The sequence below is a fragment of the Streptomyces flaveus genome, assembly GCF_014647675.1.
In the GTDB taxonomy this organism is placed as follows: domain Bacteria; phylum Actinomycetota; class Actinomycetes; order Streptomycetales; family Streptomycetaceae; genus Streptomyces; species Streptomyces flaveus.
Genome location: NZ_BMPQ01000007.1, coordinates 187,192 through 210,779, shown reverse-complemented (window position 1 = coordinate 210,779; position 23,588 = coordinate 187,192). Strand labels below are relative to the sequence as shown.

Here is a 23,588-nt window from a genome sequence, read left to right as displayed (position 1 = left end):
CTCCCTCGTCAGTCCCAGCACAGGCAGAACGGGTGTCCCACCGGATCCGCGTACACGCGGAAGCGGCGCCGACCGTTCTCGTCGTCCAGGTCGAGTGGGGTGGCGCCGAGGGCCAGTACCTGGGTCTCGGCGGTGTCGATGTCCGGGACGGTGAAGTCCAGATGCATCTGCTGGGAGTTGTCGTCGGCGCGCGGCCAGTCGGGCGGGCGGTGGCCGAGAGCGCGCTGGAACGCGAGGTGCTGGCCGCCGGGCACGTAGAGGTCGTACCAGTCGTCGTTGTACTGCTTCACGTCACCGCCGAGCACGCCCGCGTAGAAGCCGGCGAGAGCCGGTGGATCCGGGCAGTCCAGGGCTACGAGGCGGTACTCGGCGATGGCCATGGTGCGGACGTCCTTTCGCTCGGGTCTCGTTCACAGTTCCTTCAGCGCCGGTAGCAGCTTCTTCTCCGCCCACTCCAGGAACGGGAGTTGGTGGTCGCCGCCGACCTGGACGAGGGCGATCTCGGTGAAGCCCGCCGTGACGTAGGGGCGTACGGCCTCGACGAAGGTGTCGACGTCGTCGCCGCACGGGATGGTCTGTGCGACGTCCTCCGGGCGTACGTTCCCGGTGGCCGCGTCGAAGTTCGCGGGGCCCGGGAGTTCGGCGTTGACCGGCCAGCCGCCGAGCGACCAGCGGAACTGCTCGTGGGCCCGGGTGACGGCGGCGTCCTTGTCGGGGTCGTAGCAGACGGGGAGTTGGCCCACCCTGGGCTTGCCGGTTCCGCCGTGGCGGTCGAAGGAGTCCACCAGCTCGGGCTTGGGCTCGGTGGCGATCAGCAGATCGGCCAGCTGGCCGGCGAGTGCGCAGGAGTGCTCGCCCGAGGCGGCGATGCCGATCGGGGTCGGTTCGTCGGGGAGGTCGTACAGCTTGGCGTTGACCACGTCGAAGTGCTCGCCGTGGTGGTTCAGCGTCTCACCGGTGAACAGGGCGCGGATGATCTCCACGGCCTCTTCCAGCATCTCGAGCCGCACGTGCGCGGCGGGCCAACCGCCGCCCACCACATGCTCGTTGAGGTTCTCGCCGGAGCCGAGCCCGAGCCGGAAGCGGCCCTCGGCGAGCAGCTGCGTGGTGGCGGCCTTCTGCGCGACGACCGCCGGGTGATAGCGGGTCGTCGGGCAGGTCACGTACGTCATCAGGGGAATCGTGGAGGTGGCCTGGGCCGCGGCGCCGAGCACGCTCCACGCGTACGGGGCGTGGCCCTGTTCCTCGAGCCACGGGAAGTAGTGGTCCGAGGTGACGGAGAAGTCGAATCCGGCCTGCTCCGCGGCCACCACATGCCGTACGAGCTCACGGGGGCCGGCCTGCTCGGTCATCATCGTGTATCCGATTCGCACCATGTGTTCCGGGTGGCCGGTCGGGGGTACCCGAAACCTGCTTTCGAGGAAGGAAGGGATCTTCATGCCCAGGCCGCAGATCAAGGACTAGAAGACGTATCAGTCGATGCGCCGTGAGGGCGCGAGCAAGGAGAAGGCGGCGCGGATCGCCAACAGCCCGACGTCCTCCTCCCGCAAGGGCGGCAAGCGCGGCAAGTACGAGGAACAGTCGAAGTCGGACGTCTACGAGGAAGCCAAGAAGGTCGGCATCAAGGGCCGTTCCTCGATGTCGAAGGACGAGCTGATCAAGGCGCTGCGGGACCGCTGACGCCGAGCCCGTCGCAAGCCCGGCGCGACGGCCGACGGTGAGTGTGCCCGGGCCGGTGCCGGGTACCGGAGCCGGGCACGTCACATCCTCGTGTTGCGACGGAGGTTTCCATGGCTCTGCCCGGCAAGTCCCTGACCGACTCCTGGAGGCACTGGCGGCGGGGACGCGCCCGGTTGCCGGTCTCCTTCTCTTCCACCGACGTGGAGGACGCGAACCGGAGGTTTCTGCTCTACGGTGTGCTGCCTTTGTGGGTCGTGCCCGCGGTCGCCGACTGGTGGATGCACCGGCGCACCCGGATCGAGCACACGTCCGGCACGAAGGAGTCCGTCGTGCACGCGCTCATGATGACCGAGGCCGGGGTCCCGGTCGTCATGGGCCTGCTGGCCCGGATCAATCCCCTTGTCCTGTCCGTCATGGGCGGGGCCGCGGCGGCCCACGGCGCCACCGCCCTCTACGACGTGACCCTGGCGACCGAGAAGCGCGAAGTCCGTCCCGTCGAGCAGCACATCCACAGTTTCCTGGAGGTGCTGCCGCTGGCGGGGCTCGCCTTCATCGGCTGCCTGCACGCGGATCAGGTGCGTGCGACGCTGCGTGGCGGTCCCGGCCGCGACGACTGGAAGCTGCTGCCCAAGGACAGGCCGCTGCCCGCCCCCTATCTGCTGGGTCTGGGCGTGGTGATCGGTGCCGGTGTCGCGCTGCCCTACGCCGAGGAGTTGAGGCGCTGCATCCGGGCACAACGCTCTTCATGACACCACGACGAACCGCCCCTCGACCGCTGCCGTCCCCGCGTCGGATCCCGCTCGGCGGTAATGGCCCGGAGGACGTGGTCGTCGACCACGAAGGGCGCGTGGTCACGGGCGTCGAGGACGGTCGCATCCTGCGCGTCCATCCCCACGGTCCCGCCCGGGTGGAGCAGGTCGCCCGCACCGGAGGACGGCCGCTGGGGCTCGAGGTCCTGCCGGACGGACGGCTGCTGGTGTGCGACGCGGAGCGCGGACTGCTGCGCGTCACCCCCGACTCCGGCGGCTCCGGCGAGGGCAAGGTCGAGGTTCTCGTCGACTCCGTGGCGGGCGCGCCGCTGCGGTTCTGCAGCAACGCGATCGCGGCGGCGGACGGCACCGTGTACTTCACCGCTTCCAGCACGCGATACGGCCTTCAGGACTGGCTCGGCGATCTGATGGAGCACACGGCGACGGGCCGGCTGTTCCGGCTCCGGCCCGACGACGGCGCGCCGGAGGTCCTGCTGGACGGCCTCGACTTCGCCAACGGAGTCGTGCTGTCCGAGGACGAGTCCTGTGTCGTGGTGGCCGAGACCGGCGCGTACCGTCTGACCCGGCTGTGGCTGTCCGGGCCGCGGGCCGGCCACCGCGACACTCTGATCGAGGACCTCCCGGGCTTCCCGGACAACCTCTCCCGTGCCGCGGACGGGGCGATCTGGGTCGCCCTCGCGGGCCCACGGCAAGCGCCCCTCGACTGGCTGCGGCACGCGCCGGTCCAGGTCCGCCGGGCGGTCTGGCGAGCCGTACGCCCCCTGCACATCCGCCCGCTGCCGGTCGCACGCGTCATGGGCATCGGCCCCGACGGCGGCGTCCGCCACGACCTCAGGCGGCGCAGGGCGGGCTACCGGATGGTGACCAGCGTGTACGCACACGAGGGCGCCCTGGTGCTGGGCAGCCTCCTGGAGGACGGGATCGCCGTGTGTGAACTGCCCGAACTCAGCTGACGGGATGCCCTGCGGTGACGTCGACGACATCGCTCAGGCACAGCGGCTCCCGCTCCGTTCGCTCCTGTGCCTCGCCCGCGACAGGGCTGAGGAGGAAGCCGATGTGATCGCCCGTGTCGACGTGCCCTTCGACCCGGCCGGCGAACCAGGCGAGCGTGTCGTCCAGCACAGGAACGCCACCGGGGCCCGGCGTCCAGGCCGTGCGGGCGAACTTGTCCACGCGGTCGCCGGTCTCGCCGCCGAACAGTTCCGCGAGCCCGTGCTGGTCGCGGCCGAGCAGATGTACGGCGAGTTGTTCGGCGGACCTTGCCACCCGGTAGGTCCGGTTCAGCGTCGACAGCCAGACCATGAAACGGGCGGGCTTGATCGAGCACGGCGAGGCGAAGGTCACCAGGCAGCCGGCTCGCTCTCCGTCGGCCGCGACGGTCACCACGTACACGGGGTGGTCGAGCCGGTCGAGGAACGGCTGCATGGCGGTCACGGCCGCTCCCTGCTGCTGACGCCCGGCCCAAAGCCCCACCCGGCCGGGTCGCGCGGGCAGCCCTCGACGGGACGGGGCTCCGTCACAAGCCCCGCCCCTTCGTAGACCGGCCGGCGACCCTCAGTGGTGTCCGGGCGAGCCGCTGCCGAAACCGCCGCTGCTGTTCGGGCTCCAGGTCGGCGGCGTCTGGTCCTTCGCGGTGTGCGAGCGGATGTTGCCGAAGCCCCGCAGCTCGTGCGGGAGGAGCACCCCTCCGTCATGCGGCACCTCGTCGGGCTCGCGCATCTCGCGGATCTCGTGGACGGGGCCGGATTCGGGGAGATGGGGCTGGTCCTCGGGGTCCGGCGGCCCGGGTTCCCGGTCACGCACGCGCATGCCCCACCACACCGCGAGCACCAGCATCGACGCGATCACCACCCCCATCACGAAGGGGATCGCCCCTGCCGCGATCTCGTGAGGGACGGCCAAACCTCTGCCGAAGGTGTCCATATCCTTCGTGTACCCCTGAGGACCAGCTGAAACGGTGCCTCGCGAGCCCTTCTGGGGTGCGCACGCGGGCGCGCCGGGCCACCGCATGGCGGACACCGCCCGGGGTACTGGGAAGCCATGCGTATGGGAGTGCTTGATGTCGGTTCGAACACGGTACGGCTGGTCATCGCCGAGACGGACGGTGCTGTTCCACTGCCCGTGCACACCTCGAAACGGCGGCTGAGACTGTCGGAGTACGTCGAGCGGGGCGGCCACCTGCCGGACGAGCAGGTGGCCCGGCTTGTCGACGCCGTCACGGCCGCCAGAGAGGAGGGTATGCGCTGGGGTGTGACGGCGCCCTTCGCCTTCGCCACGGCGATCGTGCGGGACGCCCCGAACCGCGCGGAGATCCTGCGGAAGGTCGCCGCGGAGACCGGGGTGCCGCTGCACATCCTGCCCGGTGAGGTCGAGGCCGAGCTGACGTTCCTGGCCGCGCGGCGGTGGATGGGATGGCGTGCGGGGCCGCTGGCCATGCTGGACATCGGGGGCGGTTCGCTGGAAGTGGCCTTCGGCCGCAGCAAGCTGCCCGACTTCGCCATCTCGCTGCCGCTGGGCGCCAACCGGCTGACCCGCGAGCACTTCCGCGGCCAGGACCCGCCCTCGGAGCGCAGGGTCAGGGCGCTGCGCCGCCATGTCCGCCACCAGCTGCGCGATGTCGCGGCCCGCATTCGCTGGGAGGCGCCGCGTACGACCGTCGTCACCTCGCGTACGTTCCAGCAGCTCGGCCGGCTGTGCGGGGCGCCGCCCGGCCGGTCGGGGCCCTTCACGCCGCGCGGCATGACTCTCGCAGACCTCGGCAGGGCCACACGCCGGCTCGCCGAGCTGCCGACCGCGGAACGCGCCGTGCTGCCCGGCATCTCCCCTGCCCGCGCCGGACAGTCCCTGGCCGGGGCGATCGTCGCGCACACCACCATGAAGCTGATGGGTATCGACGAGGTGACCATCTGCCCCTGGGCGCTGCGCGAAGGAATCCTGCTCCGCTGCATCGAGGACGGCAACGCCGACTGGTGGGACGGCACGGCCCCTTCCCTTCGCGGGCACGAGGCCGCGCAGCCACGGGTGCTGCACCCCGTGGGCGGGGACGACGCCGCGGCAGCGGGCGCTCAACTGCCGGGCGAGACCGGGTAGTTGTCCGCAGGGGTCGCGGGTCGGCGGACGGTGCCGCCGACCCGACGGCTACCGGGCGGCCACGAAGTCGCCGAGTCGGTCGCGGTGGACCTCAGGACTTGACGCTTCCGGCGGTCAGCCCGCCCACGATGTAGCGCTGGAGCATCGCGAAGACGCACACCACGGGGATGCTGACGAGCGTGGCGACCGCCATGAGCGGCCCCCAGTCGGTACCCGTCTGACCGACGAAGGTGTTGAGCAGGACGGTCACCGGCTGCACCTTCGGATCGCTGTTCAGCGTGATCCCGAAGACGAACTCGCCCCAGCCGAGCAGGAACGAGAAGCCGCCGATCGCGATCAGTCCGGGCCGCATGATGGGCAGCACGACCCGCCACAGCACCCCGGGCAGGCCGCAGCCGTCCACCAGCGCCGCCTCCTCCACCTCGACGGGCATGGCCCGCACCAGTGGCCGCAGCACGATGACCGCGAAGGGCAAGGTCAGCGTCGTATCCGCGATGACGAGCCCGATGAGGGTGTTGGTCAGCTCCACCTGCCGCAGCACGATGAACAGCGGCGCGGCCAGCACGATGCTCGGCAGCAACTGCGCCACCAGCAGCGACAGGACCATCGCACCGGAGCCCCGCATCCGGATCCGGGCGACCGCGTACGTCAGGGGCACCGCGAGCAGCAGCGTCAGCGCCACGACGCCGAGCGAGATGACGACGCTGTTGAGCAGCGCCTGGCCGAGCATCGGCTTGTCGAGGGCCCGCGAGTAGCTTTCGCCGGTGAACGGCGAGGGGATCCACTGCGGTGGTGAGACGAGCACCTGGTCGGGCTTCTTCAGCGAGGTGGCGATCATCCAGTACAGCGGCAGCAGGAAGAAGGCCGTGATGACGCCCGCGACGAGCGTGAGCAGCCAGGGCCGTTCGGTACGGGTCATGAGGCGGCTCCTTCCTTGCGCAGGCGTCGTACGTAGACGATCGCGACGATCAGCGGGATGACCAGCAGGAGTGCGCCCGCCGCCGCGCCCCGGCCGAGCTGGAAGAGCTTGAACGCGACCTCGTACACGTACAGCGGCAGGACTCTCGTACTGTCGACGGGTCCGCCGCCGGTGAGGACGAAGACCAGGTCGAAGACCTTGAAGGTGTAGATCAGGCCGAGCAGCAGCACGGCCGCCGAGACCGGTTTCATCATCGGGACGGTGATGTGCCGCAGCCGCTGCCAGGGGCCGGCGCCGTCGATCTCGGCCGCCTCGTAGAGCGTCGGGTCGATGGACTGCAGGCCGACCAGGAGCAGCAGCATGTTGAAGGGCACGCCCACCCAGATGTTGGCGGCGATGACGCCGGGCAGGGCGGTGCTGGGGTCGGTGAGCCAGTTGTGGGCGAGGGAGTCGAGGCCGACAAGGCGCAGGAGTTCGTTGTACGCGCCCGCGTCGGCGTCGAGCATCCAGCGGAAGAGGGTGCCGCTGACGATCGGCGGCAGCAGCCAGGCCACCAGCATCAGCGAGCGGAACAGGCCCGCGAGCGGGAACGTCTTCGCGAACAGCAGCGCCAGCGCGAAACCGATCGTGAACTGGAAGAACAGCGAGCCGGCCGTGAACACCAGCGAGATGCGCATCGCATGCCAGAAGGCGCCTTCGGAGACGACGCTGTCGTAGTTGTCGGCGCCGCTGAACTGCCAGTCCCCGGTGATGAGATCACCGATGGCCACATCGTGGACGGACGTCCAGAAGTTGTAGGCGAGCGGGAAGAGCATGGTCGCGCCGAGGAACAGCAGGGCCGGCGCCGACATGACGTACCCGGCCCCCGTGCGACGCGCCGAGAGGGATCGGCCGCGCCGCACGGTCTGGGTCTTCTCCACCGCCTTCAGCGGCTCGGGGGCTTTCACCTGAAGGCTCATTCCCTGCCTTACTTCTGCAGCTTGGGCGTGATCGCGGACGCGGCCTTCCGCGCGGCGGCCTGCGGGCTGGAGCTGCCCGTGAGGGACGCCTGGAGGGCCTCGGCCATCGCCTGCGACATCTGCGGGTAGTTCGGGCCGTAGGAGCGGGGGCGCGCGTTGGCGAACTCCTGCACGAAGACCTTCAGGGTGGGGTCGGTGGCCCACTTGCCCGCGTCGGCCATGTCGGAGCGGGCGGGCAACAGGCCGAGCCCGTCGAGGTACTTGGCCAGGACCGTCTTCTCCTGGCTGCGCACGATGGCCTCCCAGCACTGGTCGGCCTTGCTGCTGGTCTTGAGGATCACCCAGTTCTCACCGCCGAGGCAGCTCGCCGGCTCCTTGTCGACGGGAATCGGGACGACGCCCCACTTGACCTTCGTCTGGTCCTGCAGGGCGGGCAGTTGCCAGGGCCCGTTGATCTGCATGGCCGCGCGGCCGGACACGAACTGGGTGTTGGCGTCCTGCTGCGTCCAGCCCACGCTCTGCTTCGACAGCGAGCCGGCGTCCACCAACTCCTTGAGGAATCCGAGCGCCTTGGCGCCGTCGGTGCCGAAGGTGTCCAGGTCGCCGCCGGTGGACCACAGGAAGGGCTCGAACTGGAAGACGCCCTCCTCGGTCTTGATCGCGCTCATGGCGAACCCGAACGTGTCGCCCTTGGTGAGCTTTTTCGCCGCCTCCGCGAGCTCGTCCCAGGTCTTCGGGGGCTCGACGCCCGCGGCCTCGAGCATCTCGGTGTTGTAGTACAGGCAGAGGCAGTTGGAGTTGTTCGGCACGGAGTATGTCTTGCCGTCGATGACGCCGCTGTTCCACGGGCCTTCGTAGTACGCCTTCGACTGGCCCCACTTCTTCACGCGGTCGGTGAGGTCGGTGAGGAGTCCCTGCGGGACGAAGGAGTTCATCGAGGTGTTGTCGACGATCGCGATGTCCGGCAGGTCCCCGGAGGCGGCGCCCTTGATGATCGCGGGTTCCAGCTCGGCGAAGGGGAAGGTCCGCCGGGTGATCTTGACGCCGACCTGCTTCTCGATGTCGGCGATGAGGGCCTTCATCCCGGGCTGGCGGGCCTCCTCGACGAGGTAGTCCCACCAGACGAGTTCGTTCGAGCCGGACGAGCTGCTCTCCGAGCCGCCGCAGGCGGTGAGCGGGCCGGCCAGGCCCGCGGCGAGAACTCCAGTGCCCGATATCCGCATGAACGAGCGGCGGTCGAACCGGTTCGACATGTGCGTCTCCCAGAGGGTGCGTGGATCAACTGCGCGTCTGCGCGGGGCCAGTGCTCGCGCGGACCGTGAGTTCGGGGGTGAGCAGGTGCTGCCGGGGCCTTGCCGTCGAGGAGCCCGCCAGCCGTTCCAGCAGCAGGTCCACGGCGAGCCGGCCCATGACGTCCGACGAGTTGTCGAAGCCGGTCATCATCGGGGTGACCGTCTCGGCCCAGCGGGCGCCGACGACGCCGGTCACCGATACATCGCCGGGCACGGACAGGCCCGCCCGGTCGAGCCCGCGGTACAGGCCCACGAGCGCCGCCTCGTTGAGCACCACGATCCCGGTCGTCAGCGGGTCATGGTCGAGGAGTTCCTGGACGACCGCCTCGCCGGAGGCCGCGTCGTCCCCGCAGTGGTGGATCTCGCCGGCAAGCCCCAGCTCGGCGACGGCCGTCCGGAAGCCGTCGACGGCTCGGTGCGCCGCCTCGTACCCCACGGCGAACAGCTTCCGCGGCCGGTTCACCAGGGCGAGCCGCCGGTGACCGAGCTCGGCGAGATGCCGTACGCAGCGTGCGGTGAGCTCCGTCCAGTCCATGTCGACCCAGGACAGGGCATCGGGGTCCGCGGTCCGCCCCATGGTGACGAAGGGGAATCCGCTGCCGAGGAGCCTGTCCACGCGCGAGTCCTGGACGCGTATCTCCATCAGGATCGCGCCGTCCACACGGCGTTGGCCCACCAGCCGGTCGAAGGCCTCGTCCCAGCCCTCACCGCTGCGGGACAGCAATACGTCGTGGTCGTGCACGGCGGCGGCGTCGATCACCGCGCTGAGGAAGTCGAGCTGCATGTCGGTGTAGCGCCGTCCGGCCGGCGGGAACACCACGCCGATGGTCTGGGTGCGGCCGTGGGCCAGAGCGCGGGCGCTGGCGTTGGGCTGGAAGCCGTGCTCGTCGATGACCTGCTGGATGCGCAGCCGGGTCCGCTCCGAGATCGGCCGCTTGCCGCTCAGGGCGTACGAGACCGTGCTGCGCGAGACACCGGCGAGCCGGGCGATCTCGCCGATGTTGACGGACGTGGGGCTGCCGTTGTTCACGGGAATGCGGCTGTCTTTGGCCGCAGAGGTGCGGTCGCCCTGGATGGGGGCGCGGCTGTTTTCGGCCACCTCGTCGAACCGGTTCGACATCGCGGACACACCTCCCCCACACCCAGAGTCGTTCGACATTTCGTACGTCAGCCGGTTTCCCGAACCGGCGTGCCGAACGCTAGGAGTGACACAGGTCTCATGTCAACGGTCGGTAACCAAGAAGTTTCCGACGCGACAGAAACACTCAGACCCGCGGCGCGCCCAGCCGCTCTTCCAGTCGGCCCAGCAACTCCCCGAGAAGCGCACCGAGTTCACCCTGCGTCGAAGGGTCGAGCCCGGACAGGACGGCCGTCTCGTACGCGAGTTGGCCGGGGACGATTTCGTCGACGAGCTCGCGTCCGGCGTCCGTGAGACGCAGATGGGCGACACGCCGGTCACGGCTGTCACCGCGGCGCTCGACGAGGCCGCGCCCCGTCAGCTGCTTGAGCCGCTTGGTGACGGCGGCGCCGGAGGAGAAGGTCTCCCGGGCCAGCTCACTGGGGGTCAGTTCACGGCCGGTGCGGCGCAGGGCGGCCAGCAGCTCGAACTCGGGACGGGTGAGCCCGGCATGGCGCAGCGGGGCATCCTCCGCCTGCTGGAGCAGGGCGGCGCAGCGGTTGATGCGGCCGATGATCTCGATGGGTCCGGTGTCGAGGTCGGGGTGGACCGTCCGCCACTGCCGTACCACCGTCGCGACGGTGTCCCCCGCTATCGCCCGCCCGTTCACTGTCGTCATGCTGTGCGCCCCCGAGTGCCCGCAGTCCCTGCCGTCGTACCGTCGCTGCGAGCGTACGGCGTCCGGCCTGCCCGGCGCGCAGCACCCGCTCCCGAGGCAGGTGCACCCCCGCACGCTCCCCGTGTACACCCTTGCGCTCGCGTGCCCGCGAGCAGGCCAGGGCATCTCTTCGACCGGACTGTCCGAACACCGTCGATCGGGGAGGTGCGCGGTGCACGGACCGGTGTCGGCGCTCTGGCTGCTCGTCGCGTTGTGCGCGGCGACCGGGGCCTACTGTCTGCTGCGGATGCGCAGTTGTGTCGAGGAGCAGCGGCGCACGGCGGGCGGTGAGGCGCTCATGGGATTCGGCATGGCCGCGATGGCCGTGCCCGCCGCGGTGCTGACGCCGCCGAGATGGGCCTGGCTCGTCTGCGCGGCCGTGTTCGGCGCGGCCGCGCTGCGCGCCCTGTGGGCGGCGCGGACCTGCCGCCATCATCTGCACCATCTGGTGGGCGCGGCCGCGATGTTCTACATGGCGGTGGTGATGGCAGGCGGGACACACTCCGGGCTGCCCGTGCTCACCGGGGCACTCTTCGCGTACTTCACCGGATACGTGCTGTGGACCGGGACGCGCCTGATGCCGGCCGTCGTCGACGCACCCGAAGGGGGCACCCGCACGGTCGGCTGGGGAGACCGTCCGGAGTTGGCGCTGGCATGCCGACTCTCGATGGGCATCGGGATGCTCGCGATGCTTCTCACACTGTGACCCGACTGTACGAAACCGTGGTCTGCGTCACTTTGCCACGGCAGCCCGTATCCCCTGGCGCCGCCCCGCTCATAGGCTGCCCTCATGATGGTCCCCGCGGCACTGCTGCTGCTCGGCGCTCTGGCCGCCGTCCTGGCTCCGCGGCTGCTCGCCCGAGCCAACTGGGCGGACCGCGAACCGGTGGTCGCCCTGTGGGTGTGGCAGTGCGTGGTGGCGGCGGTCCTGCTGTGCTGCGTGCTGTCGATGACCCTCAGTGCGGCTGCCGCCTGGCAGGCGGTGCGCGGCCATGTGTTCGCCCCCGCCCCGCACCACGTCGTGGACGCCTACGCGCTCGCCGAAGCGAGCCCCTGGGCCGCGGCGACCGCCGTGGCGCTCGCCTGCGGTGGCTTGTGGAGCGCGGCGATGCTGGTCCGCGAGATCGTACGGGCCCGTGCGCGCCGCCGCCGCGAGCGGGCCGAACTCCGCGTACGCGCCCCGCTGTTGCCCGGCGAGGAGCCCGGCAGCGACCGGCTCGTCGTGCTGGAGGGCGAGCGTCCGGACGCCTGGTGGCTGCCCGGGGCGGCGCCCCGACTCGTCATCACCACCGCCACGTTGCGCCGCCTCAAGGGGAGCCAGCTGGACGCCGTGCTCGCCCATGAGCAGGGGCACGCGCGGGCCCGGCACGACTGGCTGCTGCACTCCTCGGCGGCACTGGCCAACGGCTTTCCGCAGGTTCCCGTGTTCGCGGCGTTCCGCGACGAGATGCACCGGCTGGTCGAACTCGCCGCCGACGACATGGCCTCCCGCCGCTTCGGCCGGCTGACGACCGCCCTCGCGCTGGTGGAACTGAACGAGGACCGGGGTGTGTTCGGCCCTTGTCCCACTCCGCAGGCCCATGTCCCGCAGCGCGTGAACCGTCTGCTCACTCCTCCGGACCGCCTGCCGCCCGTCCACCGGCTGCGGCTCACGGCGTCCGCGGCGCTGGTACCGGTGGTTCCACTGCTGGTGGCGTTCGTGCCGGGGCTGCGGGCGCTGGGGTAACCAAGCGCACAAGTCGACGTACGCCCCGGAGTTGGCCTTCGGCCCCAGCGGTCCGCGAGAATCGTTCCATGCACTCCCCCACTGTCGACTCGCCGCCCCGCACGCCGGCCCCCACAGCCGCCGTCCGGGCCGCGGTGGCCCTCGTCGTTCCCTCCGTGCTGCTGCTCGCACTGGTCGTCCTGTCCTGGGACCCGCTGATGGACCTGGACGGCGACATCGCGCGTACGACGCACGAGTGGGCGGTCGACGAGCCCGACGTCACGCAGACGGCCCGCATCCTGACGGACTGGGTGTGGGACCCCTGGACCATGCGTGCCCTGGCCACCGCGACCGTGCTCTGGCTGATCATCCGGCGCTCGGCCTGGCGGCCCGCCCTCTGGCTGGGAGCCGCCACCCTCCTCGGCACCCTGCTTCAGCAGGGCATGAAGGCCGCGGTAGGCCGGGAGCGGCCCGTGTGGCCCGACCCCGTGGACTCGGCCCACTACGCCGCCTTCCCGTCCGGCCACGCCATGACGGCGGCGGTGGTGTGCGGCCTGCTGCTCTGGCTCCTGCACCTGTACGGCGTCGGACGCGTCCTGTGGCGTATCGCCGTGACCCTCGCGGCGGTCTCCGTCGTCGGCGTGGGCCTCACCCGGGTCTGGACGGGCGTGCACTGGCCGACGGACGTGCTCGGCGGCTGGCTGCTCGGCGCGCTGACCGTCGCGCTCACGGTGGTGGCGTACGAGCGGTGGCCGGCGCCTTCGGCCGATGCGCCACAGCGGCCACTCGCCGAACAGGAACACCGGTAAGGTCCGGCGCGTGGCTGCTGTCTTGTTCGACTTCTCCGGAACGCTCTTCCGTATCGAATCCACCGAGTCCTGGTTGCGCGCGGTGCTGGCCGAGACCGAAATCTCCCTCCCCGAGCCCGAGTTGATCCGGGCTGCCCGGGCCCTGGACACGGTGGGCGCGCTGCCGGGCGGGTCCTTCCCCTCGGGGCGGATCCCCGATGAGCTCGCCCCGGTGTGGGAGATCCGCGACAAGAGCGCCGAGTTGCACCGGACCGCCTACACCGGCCTCTCCCGTCAGGTGTCGCTGCCCGATCCGGCCCTGCACGACGCGCTGTACGACCGCCATATGACACCGACCGCCTGGCGCCCGTACCCCGACACGGCCGAGGTGCTGGGCGCGCTGCGTGAGCGCGGTGTGGTGGTCGGTGTGGTCAGCAACATCGGCTGGGACCTACGGCCCGTCTTCCGGGACCATGGGCTCGATCCGTACGTCGACGCGTACGTCCTGTCGTACGAACACGGCATCCAGAAACCGGACCCGCGCCTGTTCGCGACCGCCTGCGACGCGCTCGGTGTCGATCCGCGGGAGACGCTGATGGTGGGCGACGACCGCCGCGCGGACGGCGGCGCGGCGGCTCTGGGCTGCGCGGTGCACTTCGTCGACCATCTGCCGGTGACCAAGCGTCCGGACGGGCTCCGCCCGGTCCTGGACCTGGTCGGCTGAGAGCTCTGAGATTCCCGTCCGCCTGGACGATCCCCCGCGTCGCCCAGGCGGACGGCAGCCCGAAGGGGACCCCTGGGAAGGGGCTACCATGGACGCGCTGAGTATAGTTGGCTGGCAGCCAGTCAACCCAGGAGTTACAGAATGTCCCCCCGCAGCCGCTCGGTCAATGAAGAGTTGCGGCGGCGATCCCGGGAAAAGCTGCTGCAGGCCGCCCTTGAGCTGGTCAGCGCGCATGGTTACGAGGCGACAACACTTGGCGACATCGCTGACCGCGCGGGCTCCGCGCGCGGACTCGTCTCGTACTATTTCCCGGGCAAGCGTCAGCTCGTGCAGTCGGCGGTCCACCGGCTGATGCACTGCACGCTCCAGGAGGCACTGGAGCGCGAGCCGCGCACCGAGGACGGCCGGGAGCGCATGGCGCGCGCCATCGACGCGATCCTGGGCCTGGCCCGGGACCATCCCTTGCTGATGCGCCAGCACATGGCCGGGATCCTGCAGGCCGAGGGGTTCGTACAGTGCCCGGAGCAGCAACGCCTGGCGGAACTGCTCAGGGACACCGTCACCCGCTACGGTTCGCAGGACCCCGCCGTCGAGTATCCGATGCTGCGGGCGCTGCTCATGGGCTCGGTGTACGCGGCCCTGGTGCCGGGCGTCCCGATGCCGCTGCCGACTCTGCGGGCCGAGCTGTTCAAGCGCTATGGGCTCGACTGGGAGCTGGGTGTCCCGCCGGACGCCGAGGCGCCCGGCGGGACCAATGGCGGGGACCTGTCACGGTTCTTCTCGCCCCAGGACCCCGAAGCCGGCGCGGCAGGCCGGGCCGGCCGAGCCGGTCAGCCTCGCCAGTCGAAATAGTCCGGCTGGGTCTGCGCGTTCAGCTCGGACATACGGATCCACCTCGCCGGGTCCGTACGCCGGTCGCTGATCTTCAGGACGTCGAAGCCCTTGGCGATGTCGTTCGAGTAGATGTAGCCGTTGTAGTAGTACGCCGACCACGGGCCGGCGGTCGTGAGCCGCTCGGTGTCCACCGGGCCGCGCTCGAAGTAGGCGATCTCCTTGGGCTTCGAGGAGTTGGTGAAGTCCCAGACGGAGACGCCGCCCTGGTACCAGGCCTGGACCATGATGTCCCTGCCCTTGACCGGGATCAGCGAGCCGTTGTGGGCCACGCAGACCTCGGTGGGCGCCTGGTGGCGGTCGATCTTGAAGTAGCTGCGGAAGACGAGCTTGCGCTTGTCGCCCTTACCGACGATGTCGTAGATGCCGTCGGCGCCCCTGTTCGGGCCGATCTCCGCGTTGCAGGTGGCCGCGCCGCCGCCGCCCAGCTCGTCGGTGAAGACGATCTTGTTGGCCTTCTGGTTGAAGGTCGCCGAGTGCCAGAACGCGAAGTTCACGTTGTCCTGGACCTGGTCGATGACCTTCGGGTTCTCCGGGTCCTTGATGGAGAACAGGATGCCGTCGCCCATGCAGGCGCCCGCCGCGAGGTCCTTGGAGGGCAGCACGGTGATGTCGTGGCAGCCGGTGGTCTTGGAGACACCTGGGTTGGTGGGCGCGCCGGGATTGCCGCCGCCGTCAGGGCCCTCACCGGGGAAGATCACCGGGAAGCCGACGACCGCCGCCTTCTGGGGCGCCTTGCGCGGCACCTTGATGACCGAGATGCCGTCGTGCGGCGGCTGGCAGTCCGGGAAGGTGGCGCTGGGCGAGTACGAGGAGACGTACACGTAGACGTCCCTGCGCTCGGGCACCAGCGTGTGGGTGTGCGAGCCGCAGGCGGTCTCGACGGCGGCGACGTACTTGGGGTTCCGCTTGTCGCTGATGTCGAAGATCTTCATGCCCTCCCACGAGGACTTCTCGGTCGCGGGCTGCGTGGTGCTGCTGCAGGAGTTGTCGCTGCGCGAGGAGTCGGTGGAGAGGAAGAGCAGGTCGCCGGAGACGGAGATGTCGTTCTGCGAGCCGGGGCAGAGGACCTGGGAGACCGTCTTCGGGGCCTTCGGGTTGCTGATGTCCAAGACGCGGAAGCCGTCGTAGTTGCCGGAGTACGCGTATTTCCCCTGGAAGGCCAGGTCCGAATTGGTGCCCGGCAGCGCGTCCTTGGGGATGTTGGCGAGGTGGGTGATGTTGTCCGAGTGGACGATCTCGTCCTTCCCGGGGATTTCGCCGCTCTCTATCGCCTCCCTGACCTCGGCCGCCTTGCTCTTGGAGACCTTGTCCGGGGTGGCCGGCGTGTCCCCGGGGTCGGGGGTCGCGACCGCCGGACCGGCCGTGAGCAGCGCGGCCAGGAGTCCGGCCGCGGTCGCGACAACTCCCAGTCGTCTGCGCCGTGTTCGGTGGTTGTTCAACAGGGTCACTGCGTCCTCCCTTGTAGCCGTTCGCAGTTGAACGGTTAAGGCACCACCGCAGTATCGTCTTCATCATGCTCAGAACAACAGGGCGCAATGCAGCCGTAACGAATTCTTCTGATCATTCACGAACGGCAACGTGTCATCGGCGATCGGCAACGGGGTAGGACGGTTCCCAACACCCACAAGGTGTCCGCCATTTCGTGTGCCGCAGGAGGCCGCTGTGCTCATTCGTCGTACGTACCGTCACGTGGTCACCGCCTCCGTGACGGTCGCCGTGCTCACGCTCGCCGGCTGCACCGGCTCGGACGACGAGCCCAAGTCCGCGTCGGGCAAGGGTCCTTCGGTGATCGCTCCGGGGAAACCGGGCGAGGCGGCTGAGACGCTCTCCGCCGAGGACGCCGAGAAGCGGCGGCCCGACGACTCCCCCAACTCGGCGGACTTCACATACGCGCGGATGATGATCGAGCATCACACCCAGGCCCTGGACATGACCGAACTCGCCCCGAAACGCGCCGAGTCGACCCAGGTGAAGCGCCTCGCCGAGCGGATCGCGGCCGCACAAGGGCCGGAAATCGACGCCATGAAGGGCTGGCAGCAGGCCCACGGCGGCGACAAGAAGGGCGACCAGGCGCACGACCATGAGGCGATGCCGGGCATGGCGACCGAGGCCCAGCTGAAGAAGTTGCGCGCGGCGAAGGGCAAAGCCTTCGACGAACTGTTCCTCAAGCTGATGATCACCCATCACGACGGTGCCATCACCATGGCCACGGATGTGCTCGCGCAGGGCAACAACATCCAGATCGGCGAAATGGCCGACGACGTGATCGCCCAGCAGACGACAGAGATCAACAAGATGAGGGACATGCCCTGACCCGGGGCGCGTATGCCACTTCTGCGGGGTCGGCCCGGCGCGGGCGGCGCGCGTCGGATGGAAGGTGCCGGTGGCGCGCGACTTTGGGGCGGGCCGGGCAGAGCGCGCGGTGGTGCACTCCGGTGGCGTAGCGACGCGTTCGTGGCCCTCCCGTGGGGGGCGGCTCGGTGCGATTGTGGAGGTAGCTCCTACGGGAAGGAGTTCCGCCGTGCTGCACATCGCCGTGGTCGGTTCGGGGCCGAGTGGGGTCTACGCCGCGCAGAGTCTCGTCCAGCAGAGCCAGGTGCCGGAGGTCCGCGTGGACGTCCTGGACCGGCTGCCGTGCCCGTACGGACTGGTGCGGTACGGCGTGGCGCCCGACCACGAGAAGATCAAGTCGCTGCAGAACAATCTGCGCACGGTCCTGGAGCACGAACGGGTGCGGTTCCTCGGCGGCGTCCAGGTCGGCCCGGACGGGCTGTCGGCCGCCCGGCTGCGGGAGCTGTACCACGCGGTCGTGTACTGCGTGGGAGCCGCCACCGACCGGCGTCTCGGAGTGCCCGGCGAGGAGCTGCCGGGCAGCTGGTCGGCGACCGAGTTCGTGTCCTGGTACAGCGCGCATCCGGACGCCATCGCCGACGGCTTCGTGCTCGGCGCGCGTGCGGCCGTCGTCATCGGCGTGGGCAACGTCGCGGTGGACGTGACCCGGATGCTGGCCCGGGGCGCCGCCGAGCTGAGCCCCACCGACATGCCGCAGGGAGCACTCGCCGCGCTGGCCCACAGCCAGGTGCGGGACATCCAGATGGTGGGCCGGCGCGGCCCGTCCCAGGCCCGCTTCACCACCAAGGAGCTACGGGAGCTGGGCGCGCTGCCCGACACCGAAGTGATCGTGGACCCCGAGGAGTTGGCGCTCGATCCGGCGTACGCCGACCCCTCCGCGCTCCCCGCCGCCCGGCGCCGCAACGTGGAGGTACTGCGCGACTGGGCCACGCGGCCACCGCAGGGCGCCTCCCGGCGGATCCGGCTGCGTTTCTTCCTCCGCCCGGTCGAACTGCTCCCCGGCGGAGGACGCGTGGGCGCCGTGCGCTTCGAGCGGACGACGCCGGACGGGCACGGTGGTGTGACGGGCACAGAGCGGTACGAGGACATCGAGGCGCAACTGGTCCTGCGCTCGGTCGGCTATCGCGGGGTACCGCTGGAAGGCCTGCCGTTCGACGGGGAGCACGGCACGGTGCCGCATCTCGCGGGACGGGTCCTGCGCGAGGGCTCGGTGGCACCGGGCGAGTACGTGGCGGGGTGGATCAAGCGGGGTCCGACAGGCGTCATCGGCACCAACCGGCCCTGCGCGAAGGAGACGGTGACCTCACTGCTGGAGGACGCCCCCGTACTCGTACACCGTGAGGTGCCGGACGATCCCCTCGCGGTGCTGCGTGCGGAGGGCCTGCGGCCGGTCGAGTGGTCCGGCTGGCTGGCGATCGAGCGGGCCGAGGCGGAGCTCGGGGCCTCGCTCGGGCGGAGCGTGGTCAAGCTGCCCGACTGGTCGTCACTGATGGAGGCGGCGCGGACGGCGGGGCCGTAGCAGGGTCGAGCGGGCCTCGGAGGGCATGACACCTGACGGCAACAGCGAGGAAATCAACAAACTGTTCAAGCCCCTTACGGTCACGTGCAGTCCCCGCTCCGCTCCCCCGCCGCTCCTGGAGTGCCCATGGCAACCACCACACCCGCACGTCCTGTGCACCCGGTGGACGAGGTCCCACCCGTCCGCCAGTTGGCCGCCTTCGGGCTGCAGCACGTGCTCGCGATGTACGCGGGCGCCGTGGCGGTCCCGCTGATCGTGGGCAGTGCGATGAAGCTGTCGCCCGCGGACATGGCGTATCTGATCACGGCCGATCTGCTGCTGTGCGGTATCGCGACGCTCATCCAGTGCGTCGGCTTCTGGCGCTTCGGTGTGCGGCTGCCGATCATGCAGGGCTGCACCTTCGCGGCCGTGTCGCCGATGGTGCTGATCGGTACGGGCGGCGGCGGACTGCCCGCGATCTACGGGTCGGTAATCGTCGCCGGACTCGCGATCATTCTGCTGGCACCGGTCTTCGGAAAACTGCTGCGGTTCTTCCCGCCGCTGGTCACCGGCACGGTGATCCTGATCATCGGACTCTCGCTGCTGCCGGTGGCGGGCAACTGGGCGGCCGGTGGCGCGGGCTCGGAGGACTTCGGCGAGCCCAAGAACGTGGCGCTGGCAGCCTTCGTGCTCGCGGTGGTGCTCGGTGTGCAGCGGTTCGCCCCGGTGTTCCTGCGCCGGATCGCGGTACTGATCGGCATCGCCGTGGGCCTCGCCGTCGCGGTGCCCTTCGGTTTCACGGATTTCGGCGGGGTCGGGGACGCGGACTGGCTGGGGATCAGTACGCCGTTCCACTTCGGCGCCCCCACCTTCGAGGCGTCGGCGATCGCGTCGATGCTGGTCGTGGCGCTGGTGACGATGACCGAGACGACGGGTGACTTCATCGCGGTCGGCGAGATGACCGGTCGGAAGGTCGAGCCGCGCCCGCTCGCCGACGGTCTGCGCGCCGACGGCCTGTCCACGGTGCTCGGCGGTGTCTTCAACACCTTCCCGTACACGGCGTACGCGCAGAATGTCGGCCTCGTCGGCATGACGCGGGTCCGCAGCCGCTGGGTCGTGGCGGCAGCCGGCGGCATGCTCGTTCTGCTCGGCCTGCTGCCCAAGCTGGGTGCGGTGGTCGCGGCGATCCCGGCGCCGGTGCTCGGCGGCGCGGGTCTGGTGATGTTCGGGACGGTCGCCGCGAGCGGTCTGCGGACGCTGGCGCAAGTGGACTTCAAGGGCAACGACAACCTGACGGCCGTGGCTGTCTCGGTCGCCGTGGGGATGCTGCCGGTCGGGGTGCCGACGGTCTACGAGAAGTTCCCGGACTGGTTCCAGACGGTGATGAACAGCGGGATCAGCGCGGGCTGCCTGACGGCGATCGTGCTGAACCTGCTCTTCAACCACCTTCCCTCGAAGGGCGGTTCAAAGGGTGGTTCAGCCGCCCCCGAGGCGGACGGCCTGGCGAGCGGCGGCGGTCAGGACGCTGGCAAGAAGTCCCGGGAAGAGATCGTCTAGGTCGTCCCGACGCAGCCCGTTCATCTTGGCGGTGCCCCGGTAGACCTGCCGGATCACTCCGCTCTCGCGCAGCACCCGGAAGTGGTGCGTGGTCGTGGACTTGGTGACGGGAAGGTCGAAATGCGAACAGGAGAGCTCGTCGCCGTCGGCGGCGAGCTCTCGTACGACCTGGAGCCGCATCGGGTCGGAGAGCGCGTGCAGCACGGACTCCAGCCGGATCTCCTCGCGTGCGGGGTGCGGGAGTTCGCGGCTGCTGCTGGTCGGGGTGGCGGTCGTCACGGCGGCTCCAGTCCTTGTGCTCAGAGTGCTCAGGCCTTCTGGTCCGGAGGTTCCGGCGGTCTCCGAAGTTTCTGGGGGCTCCATCGCTCCGGAGGATTTCATTGTACGAGAGCTATCGTAGTTTGACATCTCCCGTACTACGATGCCTATCGTACGAGTCGTAACCCGGCCCCGTGACGATTGGAGTCCGCCGTGAGCGCGCTCTTCGAGCCCTACACCCTGCGCGATCTGACCATCCCGAACCGGGTCTGGATGCCCCCGATGTGCCAGTACTCGGCGGCGCCCGAGGGCCCGGACATGGGTGCTCCGAACGACTGGCACTTCGCCCACTACGCGGCGCGCGCCACCGGCGGCACGGGCCTGATCGTCGTCGAGGCCACGGCCGTCAGCGCCGAGGGCCGGATCTCGCCGTACGACCTCGGCATCTGGAACGACGCACAGACCGAGGCCTTCCGCCGGATCACGCGCTTCCTCAAGGGGCAGGGCACCGTTCCGGCCGTGCAGCTCGCGCACGCCGGCCGCAAGGCCTCGACTGATCGTCCCTGGAAGGGCGGCGCTCCGGTCGGCCCCGACGCCCATGGCTGGCAGCCGCTCGGGCCCAGCCCGCTCGCCTTCGACGCGAACCACCCGGTGCCGACCGAGCTCACGGTCGAGGGGATCCAGGAGGTCGTCGGCCAGTTCGCCGACGCCGCGCGCCGCGCTCTCGCCGCCGGCTTCGAGATCGTCGAAATCCACGGTGCGCACGGCTACTTGATCGGTGAGTTCCTCTCCCCGCACTCCAACCGGCGCACGGACGCGTACGGCGGCTCGTACGAGAACCGCACGCGCCTGGCCCTCGAAGTGGTCGACGCCGTGCGGGCCGTATGGCCGGACGACAAGCCTCTGTTCTTCCGTATCTCGGCCACCGACTGGCTGGAGGAGAACGCCTGGACGGCCGACGACACGGTCCGCTTCGCCGACGAACTGACCGCCCATGGCGTCGATCTGCTCGACGTCTCCAGTGGTGGCAACGCCTCCGGTGTCCGCATTCCCATCGGCCCGGGCTACCAGGTTCCCTTCGCGGCCCGGGTGAAGAGCGAGACGTCCATGCCCGTCGCCGCCGTCGGTCTCATCACCGATGTCGAGCAGGCCGAGAAGATCCTCGCCAACGGTGAGGCAGATGCCGTACTGCTGGGCCGGGAGCTGCTGCGCAACCCTTCATGGGCCCGGCACGCGGCGCGCGAACTCGGGGGCGAGGTGCACGTACCGGATCAGTACCACCGGTCCGTCTGACCACTGGGCGCAGGGCTTCGCAGCGGCACGACCATCGGCCGTACGGCTCCGGGCGGCACCGATTCGGCTCGGCCCGCCCCTCAGCCCGTCTTCCATCCCCACTGAGGGCCGAACTTCTCCCACTCCGCGTCCCACTGCTCCATGCGCTGCCGCTCCAGACGCCTGCGCAACAGCCGCCCGCCGCCGAGGGGCACGGCGGCGGCGCTCGCCCCCACCAGCACCCCGGACATTCCGGCCCGCAGTCCGGCCTGGGACGCGCTGGCGGGCTTGGTGACGAGGCGGCCGTCGCGGTCCGTCCACACGACGACCGGGGTACCGGCCGTGCTGCCGGGCTCGACACGGGCCTGGCCGGTGTGCGGCGAACCGTCCGCCGCGGTCCAGCGCACCTCCGCCCACACGCGTTCGTGGCTGGCCGCGGATGTGCTCGCGGCGGGCGTGTTCTTACTGGTCAGCGCGAGGACGGGATGCCACTCGGCGCGCTGCTGGGCGAGGCTGCTCTCGACCGCGTGTGCCGTCGCCAGTCCGGCGAGCAGCCCGGTGACCAGCGTCAGGGCCCAGGTGGCGAGCAGGAGCCAGGACTCCAGTTCGTCGCTGCGGCGCCGCAGCGGGTTGCGCCGCCATCGCCACAGCCACACCCTCGGACCACGGAATGCCGCCATCGAACGCCCCAATCTCCTCACCGACGCACCAGTCCCCGCCCTCCCATACGCGAGCGATCGCCCCGGTGCTCACAGGGAGACGGACCCCACATCGCCATCGGACGCCGAAAGCGCTCTGAACTGCCCGGATGCTGCGTTCAGGGGTGATTGTCAGTGGCTGGGTGCAGACTGACCCATGTCTGACCCGTATCTGCCGACAACGACGTCCGGAGGTGGTCGGCATGGCCGACGTACTGCTCACCGTAGGCACGCGGAAAGGCCTGTTCATCGGGCGACGGCGCGGCGGCGTCTGGGAGTTCGACGACAGTCCGTACTTCAACGCGCAGGCCGTCTACTCGGTCGCCATCGACACCCGCGGTGATGTGCCGCGGCTCCTCGTCGGCGGGGACAGCGCGCACTGGGGCCCGTCCGTCTTCCACTCCGACGACCTGGGCCGCACCTGGACCGAACCGGCCAAGCCGGCGGTCAAGTTCCCTCAGGACACGGAGGCTTCGCTGGAGCGGGTGTGGCAGCTGCACCCGGCGGCGGCCGAGCCGGACGTGGTGTACGCGGGCACGGAGCCGGCCGCGTTGTACCGCTCCGAGGACCGCGGCGAGACCTTCGAACTCGTCCGGCCCCTGTGGGAGCACCCGACGCGCTCGCAGTGGGTGCCCGGCGGCGGCGGAGAGGGCCTGCACACGGTCATCACGGACGAGCGCGATCCGAGCGCGGTGACGGTCGCCGTCTCCACGGCCGGTGTCTTTCGTACGAAGGACGGCGGCGAGAGCTGGGCGCCCTCCAACTCCGGTGTCTCCGCGGTGTTCCTGCCCGATCCGAACCCGGAGTTCGGCCAGTGCGTGCACAAGATCGCACAGGACGCGACGACCCCGGACCGGCTGTATCTGCAGAACCACTGGGGTGTCTACAGAAGCGACGACGCGGGCGCGCACTGGACGGACATCGGCGAGGGCCTGCCGTCCACGTTCGGCTTCGCCGCGGCCACCCATCCGCACCGCGGGGACACGGCGTACCTGTTCCCGATCAACGCCGACGCTGACCGGATCCCGGCCGAGCGCCGATGCCGGGTCTTCCGCACGGCGGACGCGGGCAAGACCTGGGAGGCGCTCTCGGCGGGGCTGCCACAGGAGGACCACTACGGCACGGTGCTGCGCGACGCGATGTGCACGGACGGCGCGGACCCGGCGGGCGTGTACTTCGGCAACCGCAATGGAGAGGTGTTCGCATCGGCCGACGACGGGGACAGCTGGCGGCAGTTGGCGTCGCATCTACCGGATGTGCTGTGCGTACGTGCGGCGGTGATCGATTGAGTGCCGGC

At 70.2% G+C, this 23,588-nt stretch carries 25 protein-coding genes and 1 pseudogene; 14 read left to right on the top strand and 12 right to left on the bottom strand.

Going from position 1 to position 23,588, the window contains the following annotated elements:
* Window positions 1–8: 8 nt before the first annotated feature.
* Together IEZ21_RS17040 and IEZ21_RS17035 are read right to left on the bottom strand one after the other, a co-directional pair.
* Window positions 9–380: a VOC family protein gene (locus tag IEZ21_RS17040; RefSeq protein WP_189322736.1), complete on the bottom strand. Its 372-nt coding sequence runs from the start codon at window positions 378–380 to the stop codon at window positions 9–11.
* A gap of 30 nt (window positions 381–410) precedes the next feature.
* On the bottom strand, window positions 411–1,376 hold the full coding sequence (locus IEZ21_RS17035; RefSeq protein ID WP_189322735.1) for an LLM class F420-dependent oxidoreductase: 966 nt from the start codon (window positions 1,374–1,376) through the stop codon (window positions 411–413).
* Between the two features lie 100 nt (window positions 1,377–1,476).
* Here IEZ21_RS17035 and IEZ21_RS17030 point away from each other — a divergent pair.
* From IEZ21_RS17030 to IEZ21_RS17020, 3 genes and pseudogenes are all read left to right on the top strand, one after another.
* Window positions 1,477–1,680, top strand: a pseudogene (locus IEZ21_RS17030) (DUF7218 family protein); the annotation flags it as partial.
* Between the two features lie 110 nt (window positions 1,681–1,790).
* Window positions 1,791–2,429 (top strand): diguanylate cyclase, encoded by a 639-nt coding sequence (locus tag IEZ21_RS17025; protein WP_246567818.1) that lies wholly within the window; start codon window positions 1,791–1,793, stop codon window positions 2,427–2,429.
* Window positions 2,426–3,403: an SMP-30/gluconolactonase/LRE family protein gene (locus IEZ21_RS17020; protein WP_189322734.1), complete on the top strand. Its 978-nt coding sequence runs from the start codon at window positions 2,426–2,428 to the stop codon at window positions 3,401–3,403. The genes IEZ21_RS17025 and IEZ21_RS17020 overlap by 4 nt, the downstream gene beginning before the upstream one ends.
* Here IEZ21_RS17020 and IEZ21_RS17015 read toward each other — a convergent pair.
* Both IEZ21_RS17015 and IEZ21_RS17010 read right to left on the bottom strand, forming a co-directional pair.
* Window positions 3,396–3,875 carry a flavin reductase family protein gene (locus tag IEZ21_RS17015; protein WP_189322903.1) on the bottom strand — a complete coding sequence of 160 codons (480 nt, stop codon included), beginning with the start codon at window positions 3,873–3,875 and terminating at the stop codon, window positions 3,396–3,398. The two genes, IEZ21_RS17020 and IEZ21_RS17015, sit on opposite strands and share 8 nt — an antisense overlap.
* A 129-nt stretch (window positions 3,876–4,004) precedes the next feature.
* On the bottom strand, window positions 4,005–4,352 hold the full coding sequence (locus IEZ21_RS17010) for a DUF6479 family protein (RefSeq protein ID WP_246567816.1): 348 nt from the start codon (window positions 4,350–4,352) through the stop codon (window positions 4,005–4,007).
* Between the two features lie 138 nt (window positions 4,353–4,490).
* On the opposite strand from IEZ21_RS17010, the gene IEZ21_RS17005 reads away from it, so the two are divergent.
* Complete coding sequence (locus IEZ21_RS17005) at window positions 4,491–5,540, top strand: Ppx/GppA family phosphatase (RefSeq protein ID WP_189322732.1); 1,050 nt, start codon at window positions 4,491–4,493, stop codon at window positions 5,538–5,540.
* 91 nt (window positions 5,541–5,631) lie between these two features.
* On the opposite strand, the gene IEZ21_RS17000 is transcribed toward IEZ21_RS17005, so the two are convergent.
* From IEZ21_RS17000 to IEZ21_RS16980, 5 genes are all read right to left on the bottom strand, one after another.
* Window positions 5,632–6,459 carry a carbohydrate ABC transporter permease gene (locus tag IEZ21_RS17000; RefSeq protein ID WP_189322731.1) on the bottom strand — a complete coding sequence of 276 codons (828 nt, stop codon included), beginning with the start codon at window positions 6,457–6,459 and terminating at the stop codon, window positions 5,632–5,634.
* Complete coding sequence (locus tag IEZ21_RS16995; protein WP_051744412.1) at window positions 6,456–7,418, bottom strand: carbohydrate ABC transporter permease; 963 nt, start codon at window positions 7,416–7,418, stop codon at window positions 6,456–6,458. Before IEZ21_RS16995 ends, IEZ21_RS17000 begins: the two co-directional genes overlap by 4 nt.
* An 8-nt stretch (window positions 7,419–7,426) precedes the next feature.
* Complete coding sequence (locus tag IEZ21_RS16990) at window positions 7,427–8,671, bottom strand: sugar ABC transporter substrate-binding protein (RefSeq protein ID WP_189322730.1); 1,245 nt, start codon at window positions 8,669–8,671, stop codon at window positions 7,427–7,429.
* Between the two features lie 25 nt (window positions 8,672–8,696).
* Window positions 8,697–9,830 carry a LacI family DNA-binding transcriptional regulator gene (locus tag IEZ21_RS16985; RefSeq protein WP_189322729.1) on the bottom strand — a complete coding sequence of 378 codons (1,134 nt, stop codon included), beginning with the start codon at window positions 9,828–9,830 and terminating at the stop codon, window positions 8,697–8,699.
* A gap of 145 nt (window positions 9,831–9,975) precedes the next feature.
* On the bottom strand, window positions 9,976–10,506 hold the full coding sequence (locus IEZ21_RS16980) for a MarR family winged helix-turn-helix transcriptional regulator (RefSeq protein WP_033318655.1): 531 nt from the start codon (window positions 10,504–10,506) through the stop codon (window positions 9,976–9,978).
* Between the two features lie 211 nt (window positions 10,507–10,717).
* Between IEZ21_RS16980 and IEZ21_RS16975 the strand changes: the two genes are divergently transcribed.
* The 5 genes from IEZ21_RS16975 to IEZ21_RS16955 all read left to right on the top strand — a co-directional run bounded on the left by IEZ21_RS16975 (window position 10,718) and on the right by IEZ21_RS16955 (window position 14,614).
* Window positions 10,718–11,251: a DUF5134 domain-containing protein gene (locus tag IEZ21_RS16975; RefSeq protein WP_189322728.1), complete on the top strand. Its 534-nt coding sequence runs from the start codon at window positions 10,718–10,720 to the stop codon at window positions 11,249–11,251.
* 84 nt (window positions 11,252–11,335) lie between these two features.
* Window positions 11,336–12,271 carry a M56 family metallopeptidase gene (locus tag IEZ21_RS16970; protein WP_189322727.1) on the top strand — a complete coding sequence of 312 codons (936 nt, stop codon included), beginning with the start codon at window positions 11,336–11,338 and terminating at the stop codon, window positions 12,269–12,271.
* A 68-nt stretch (window positions 12,272–12,339) separates the two neighbouring features.
* A complete protein-coding gene (locus tag IEZ21_RS16965) occupies window positions 12,340–13,059 on the top strand; it encodes a phosphatase PAP2 family protein (protein ID WP_189322726.1) in 720 nt (239 codons plus the stop codon).
* Between the two features lie 10 nt (window positions 13,060–13,069).
* On the top strand, window positions 13,070–13,762 hold the full coding sequence (locus IEZ21_RS16960; RefSeq protein WP_189322725.1) for an HAD family hydrolase: 693 nt from the start codon (window positions 13,070–13,072) through the stop codon (window positions 13,760–13,762).
* Window positions 13,763–13,903: 141 nt separating this feature from the next.
* The gene (locus IEZ21_RS16955; RefSeq protein WP_189322724.1) at window positions 13,904–14,614 is read left to right on the top strand and encodes a TetR/AcrR family transcriptional regulator; all 711 of its coding nucleotides are present in this window, start codon (window positions 13,904–13,906) and stop codon (window positions 14,612–14,614) included.
* Here the strand turns inward: IEZ21_RS16955 and IEZ21_RS16950 are convergent.
* A complete protein-coding gene (locus IEZ21_RS16950; RefSeq protein ID WP_189322723.1) occupies window positions 14,593–16,104 on the bottom strand; it encodes an LVIVD repeat-containing protein in 1,512 nt (503 codons plus the stop codon). The genes IEZ21_RS16955 and IEZ21_RS16950 overlap by 22 nt on opposite strands.
* Before the next feature lie 214 nt (window positions 16,105–16,318).
* Between IEZ21_RS16950 and IEZ21_RS16945 the strand changes: the two genes are divergently transcribed.
* The 3 genes from IEZ21_RS16945 (at window position 16,319) to IEZ21_RS16935 (ending at window position 20,063) form a co-directional block, all read left to right on the top strand.
* Window positions 16,319–16,969, top strand: coding sequence for a DUF305 domain-containing protein (locus IEZ21_RS16945; RefSeq protein WP_189322722.1), 651 nt, complete (start codon window positions 16,319–16,321; stop codon window positions 16,967–16,969).
* A gap of 208 nt (window positions 16,970–17,177) precedes the next feature.
* Complete coding sequence (locus tag IEZ21_RS16940; RefSeq protein ID WP_189322721.1) at window positions 17,178–18,527, top strand: FAD-dependent oxidoreductase; 1,350 nt, start codon at window positions 17,178–17,180, stop codon at window positions 18,525–18,527.
* 126 nt (window positions 18,528–18,653) lie between these two features.
* Entirely contained in the window at window positions 18,654–20,063 is a 1,410-nt protein-coding gene (locus tag IEZ21_RS16935) for a nucleobase:cation symporter-2 family protein (RefSeq protein WP_189322720.1), read from the top strand.
* Here IEZ21_RS16935 and IEZ21_RS16930 read toward each other — a convergent pair.
* A complete protein-coding gene (locus IEZ21_RS16930; protein ID WP_033318665.1) occupies window positions 19,983–20,342 on the bottom strand; it encodes an ArsR/SmtB family transcription factor in 360 nt (119 codons plus the stop codon). The two genes, IEZ21_RS16935 and IEZ21_RS16930, sit on opposite strands and share 81 nt — an antisense overlap.
* A 192-nt stretch (window positions 20,343–20,534) precedes the next feature.
* On the opposite strand from IEZ21_RS16930, the gene IEZ21_RS16925 reads away from it, so the two are divergent.
* A complete protein-coding gene (locus IEZ21_RS16925; RefSeq protein ID WP_189322719.1) occupies window positions 20,535–21,614 on the top strand; it encodes an NADH:flavin oxidoreductase/NADH oxidase in 1,080 nt (359 codons plus the stop codon).
* Window positions 21,615–21,694: 80 nt separating this feature from the next.
* On the opposite strand, the gene IEZ21_RS16920 is transcribed toward IEZ21_RS16925, so the two are convergent.
* On the bottom strand, window positions 21,695–22,273 hold the full coding sequence (locus tag IEZ21_RS16920; RefSeq protein WP_189322718.1) for an Rv1733c family protein: 579 nt from the start codon (window positions 22,271–22,273) through the stop codon (window positions 21,695–21,697).
* Window positions 22,274–22,494: 221 nt separating this feature from the next.
* On the opposite strand from IEZ21_RS16920, the gene IEZ21_RS16915 reads away from it, so the two are divergent.
* A complete protein-coding gene (locus tag IEZ21_RS16915; protein WP_189322717.1) occupies window positions 22,495–23,580 on the top strand; it encodes a WD40/YVTN/BNR-like repeat-containing protein in 1,086 nt (361 codons plus the stop codon).
* Window positions 23,581–23,588: the final 8 nt, after the last annotated feature.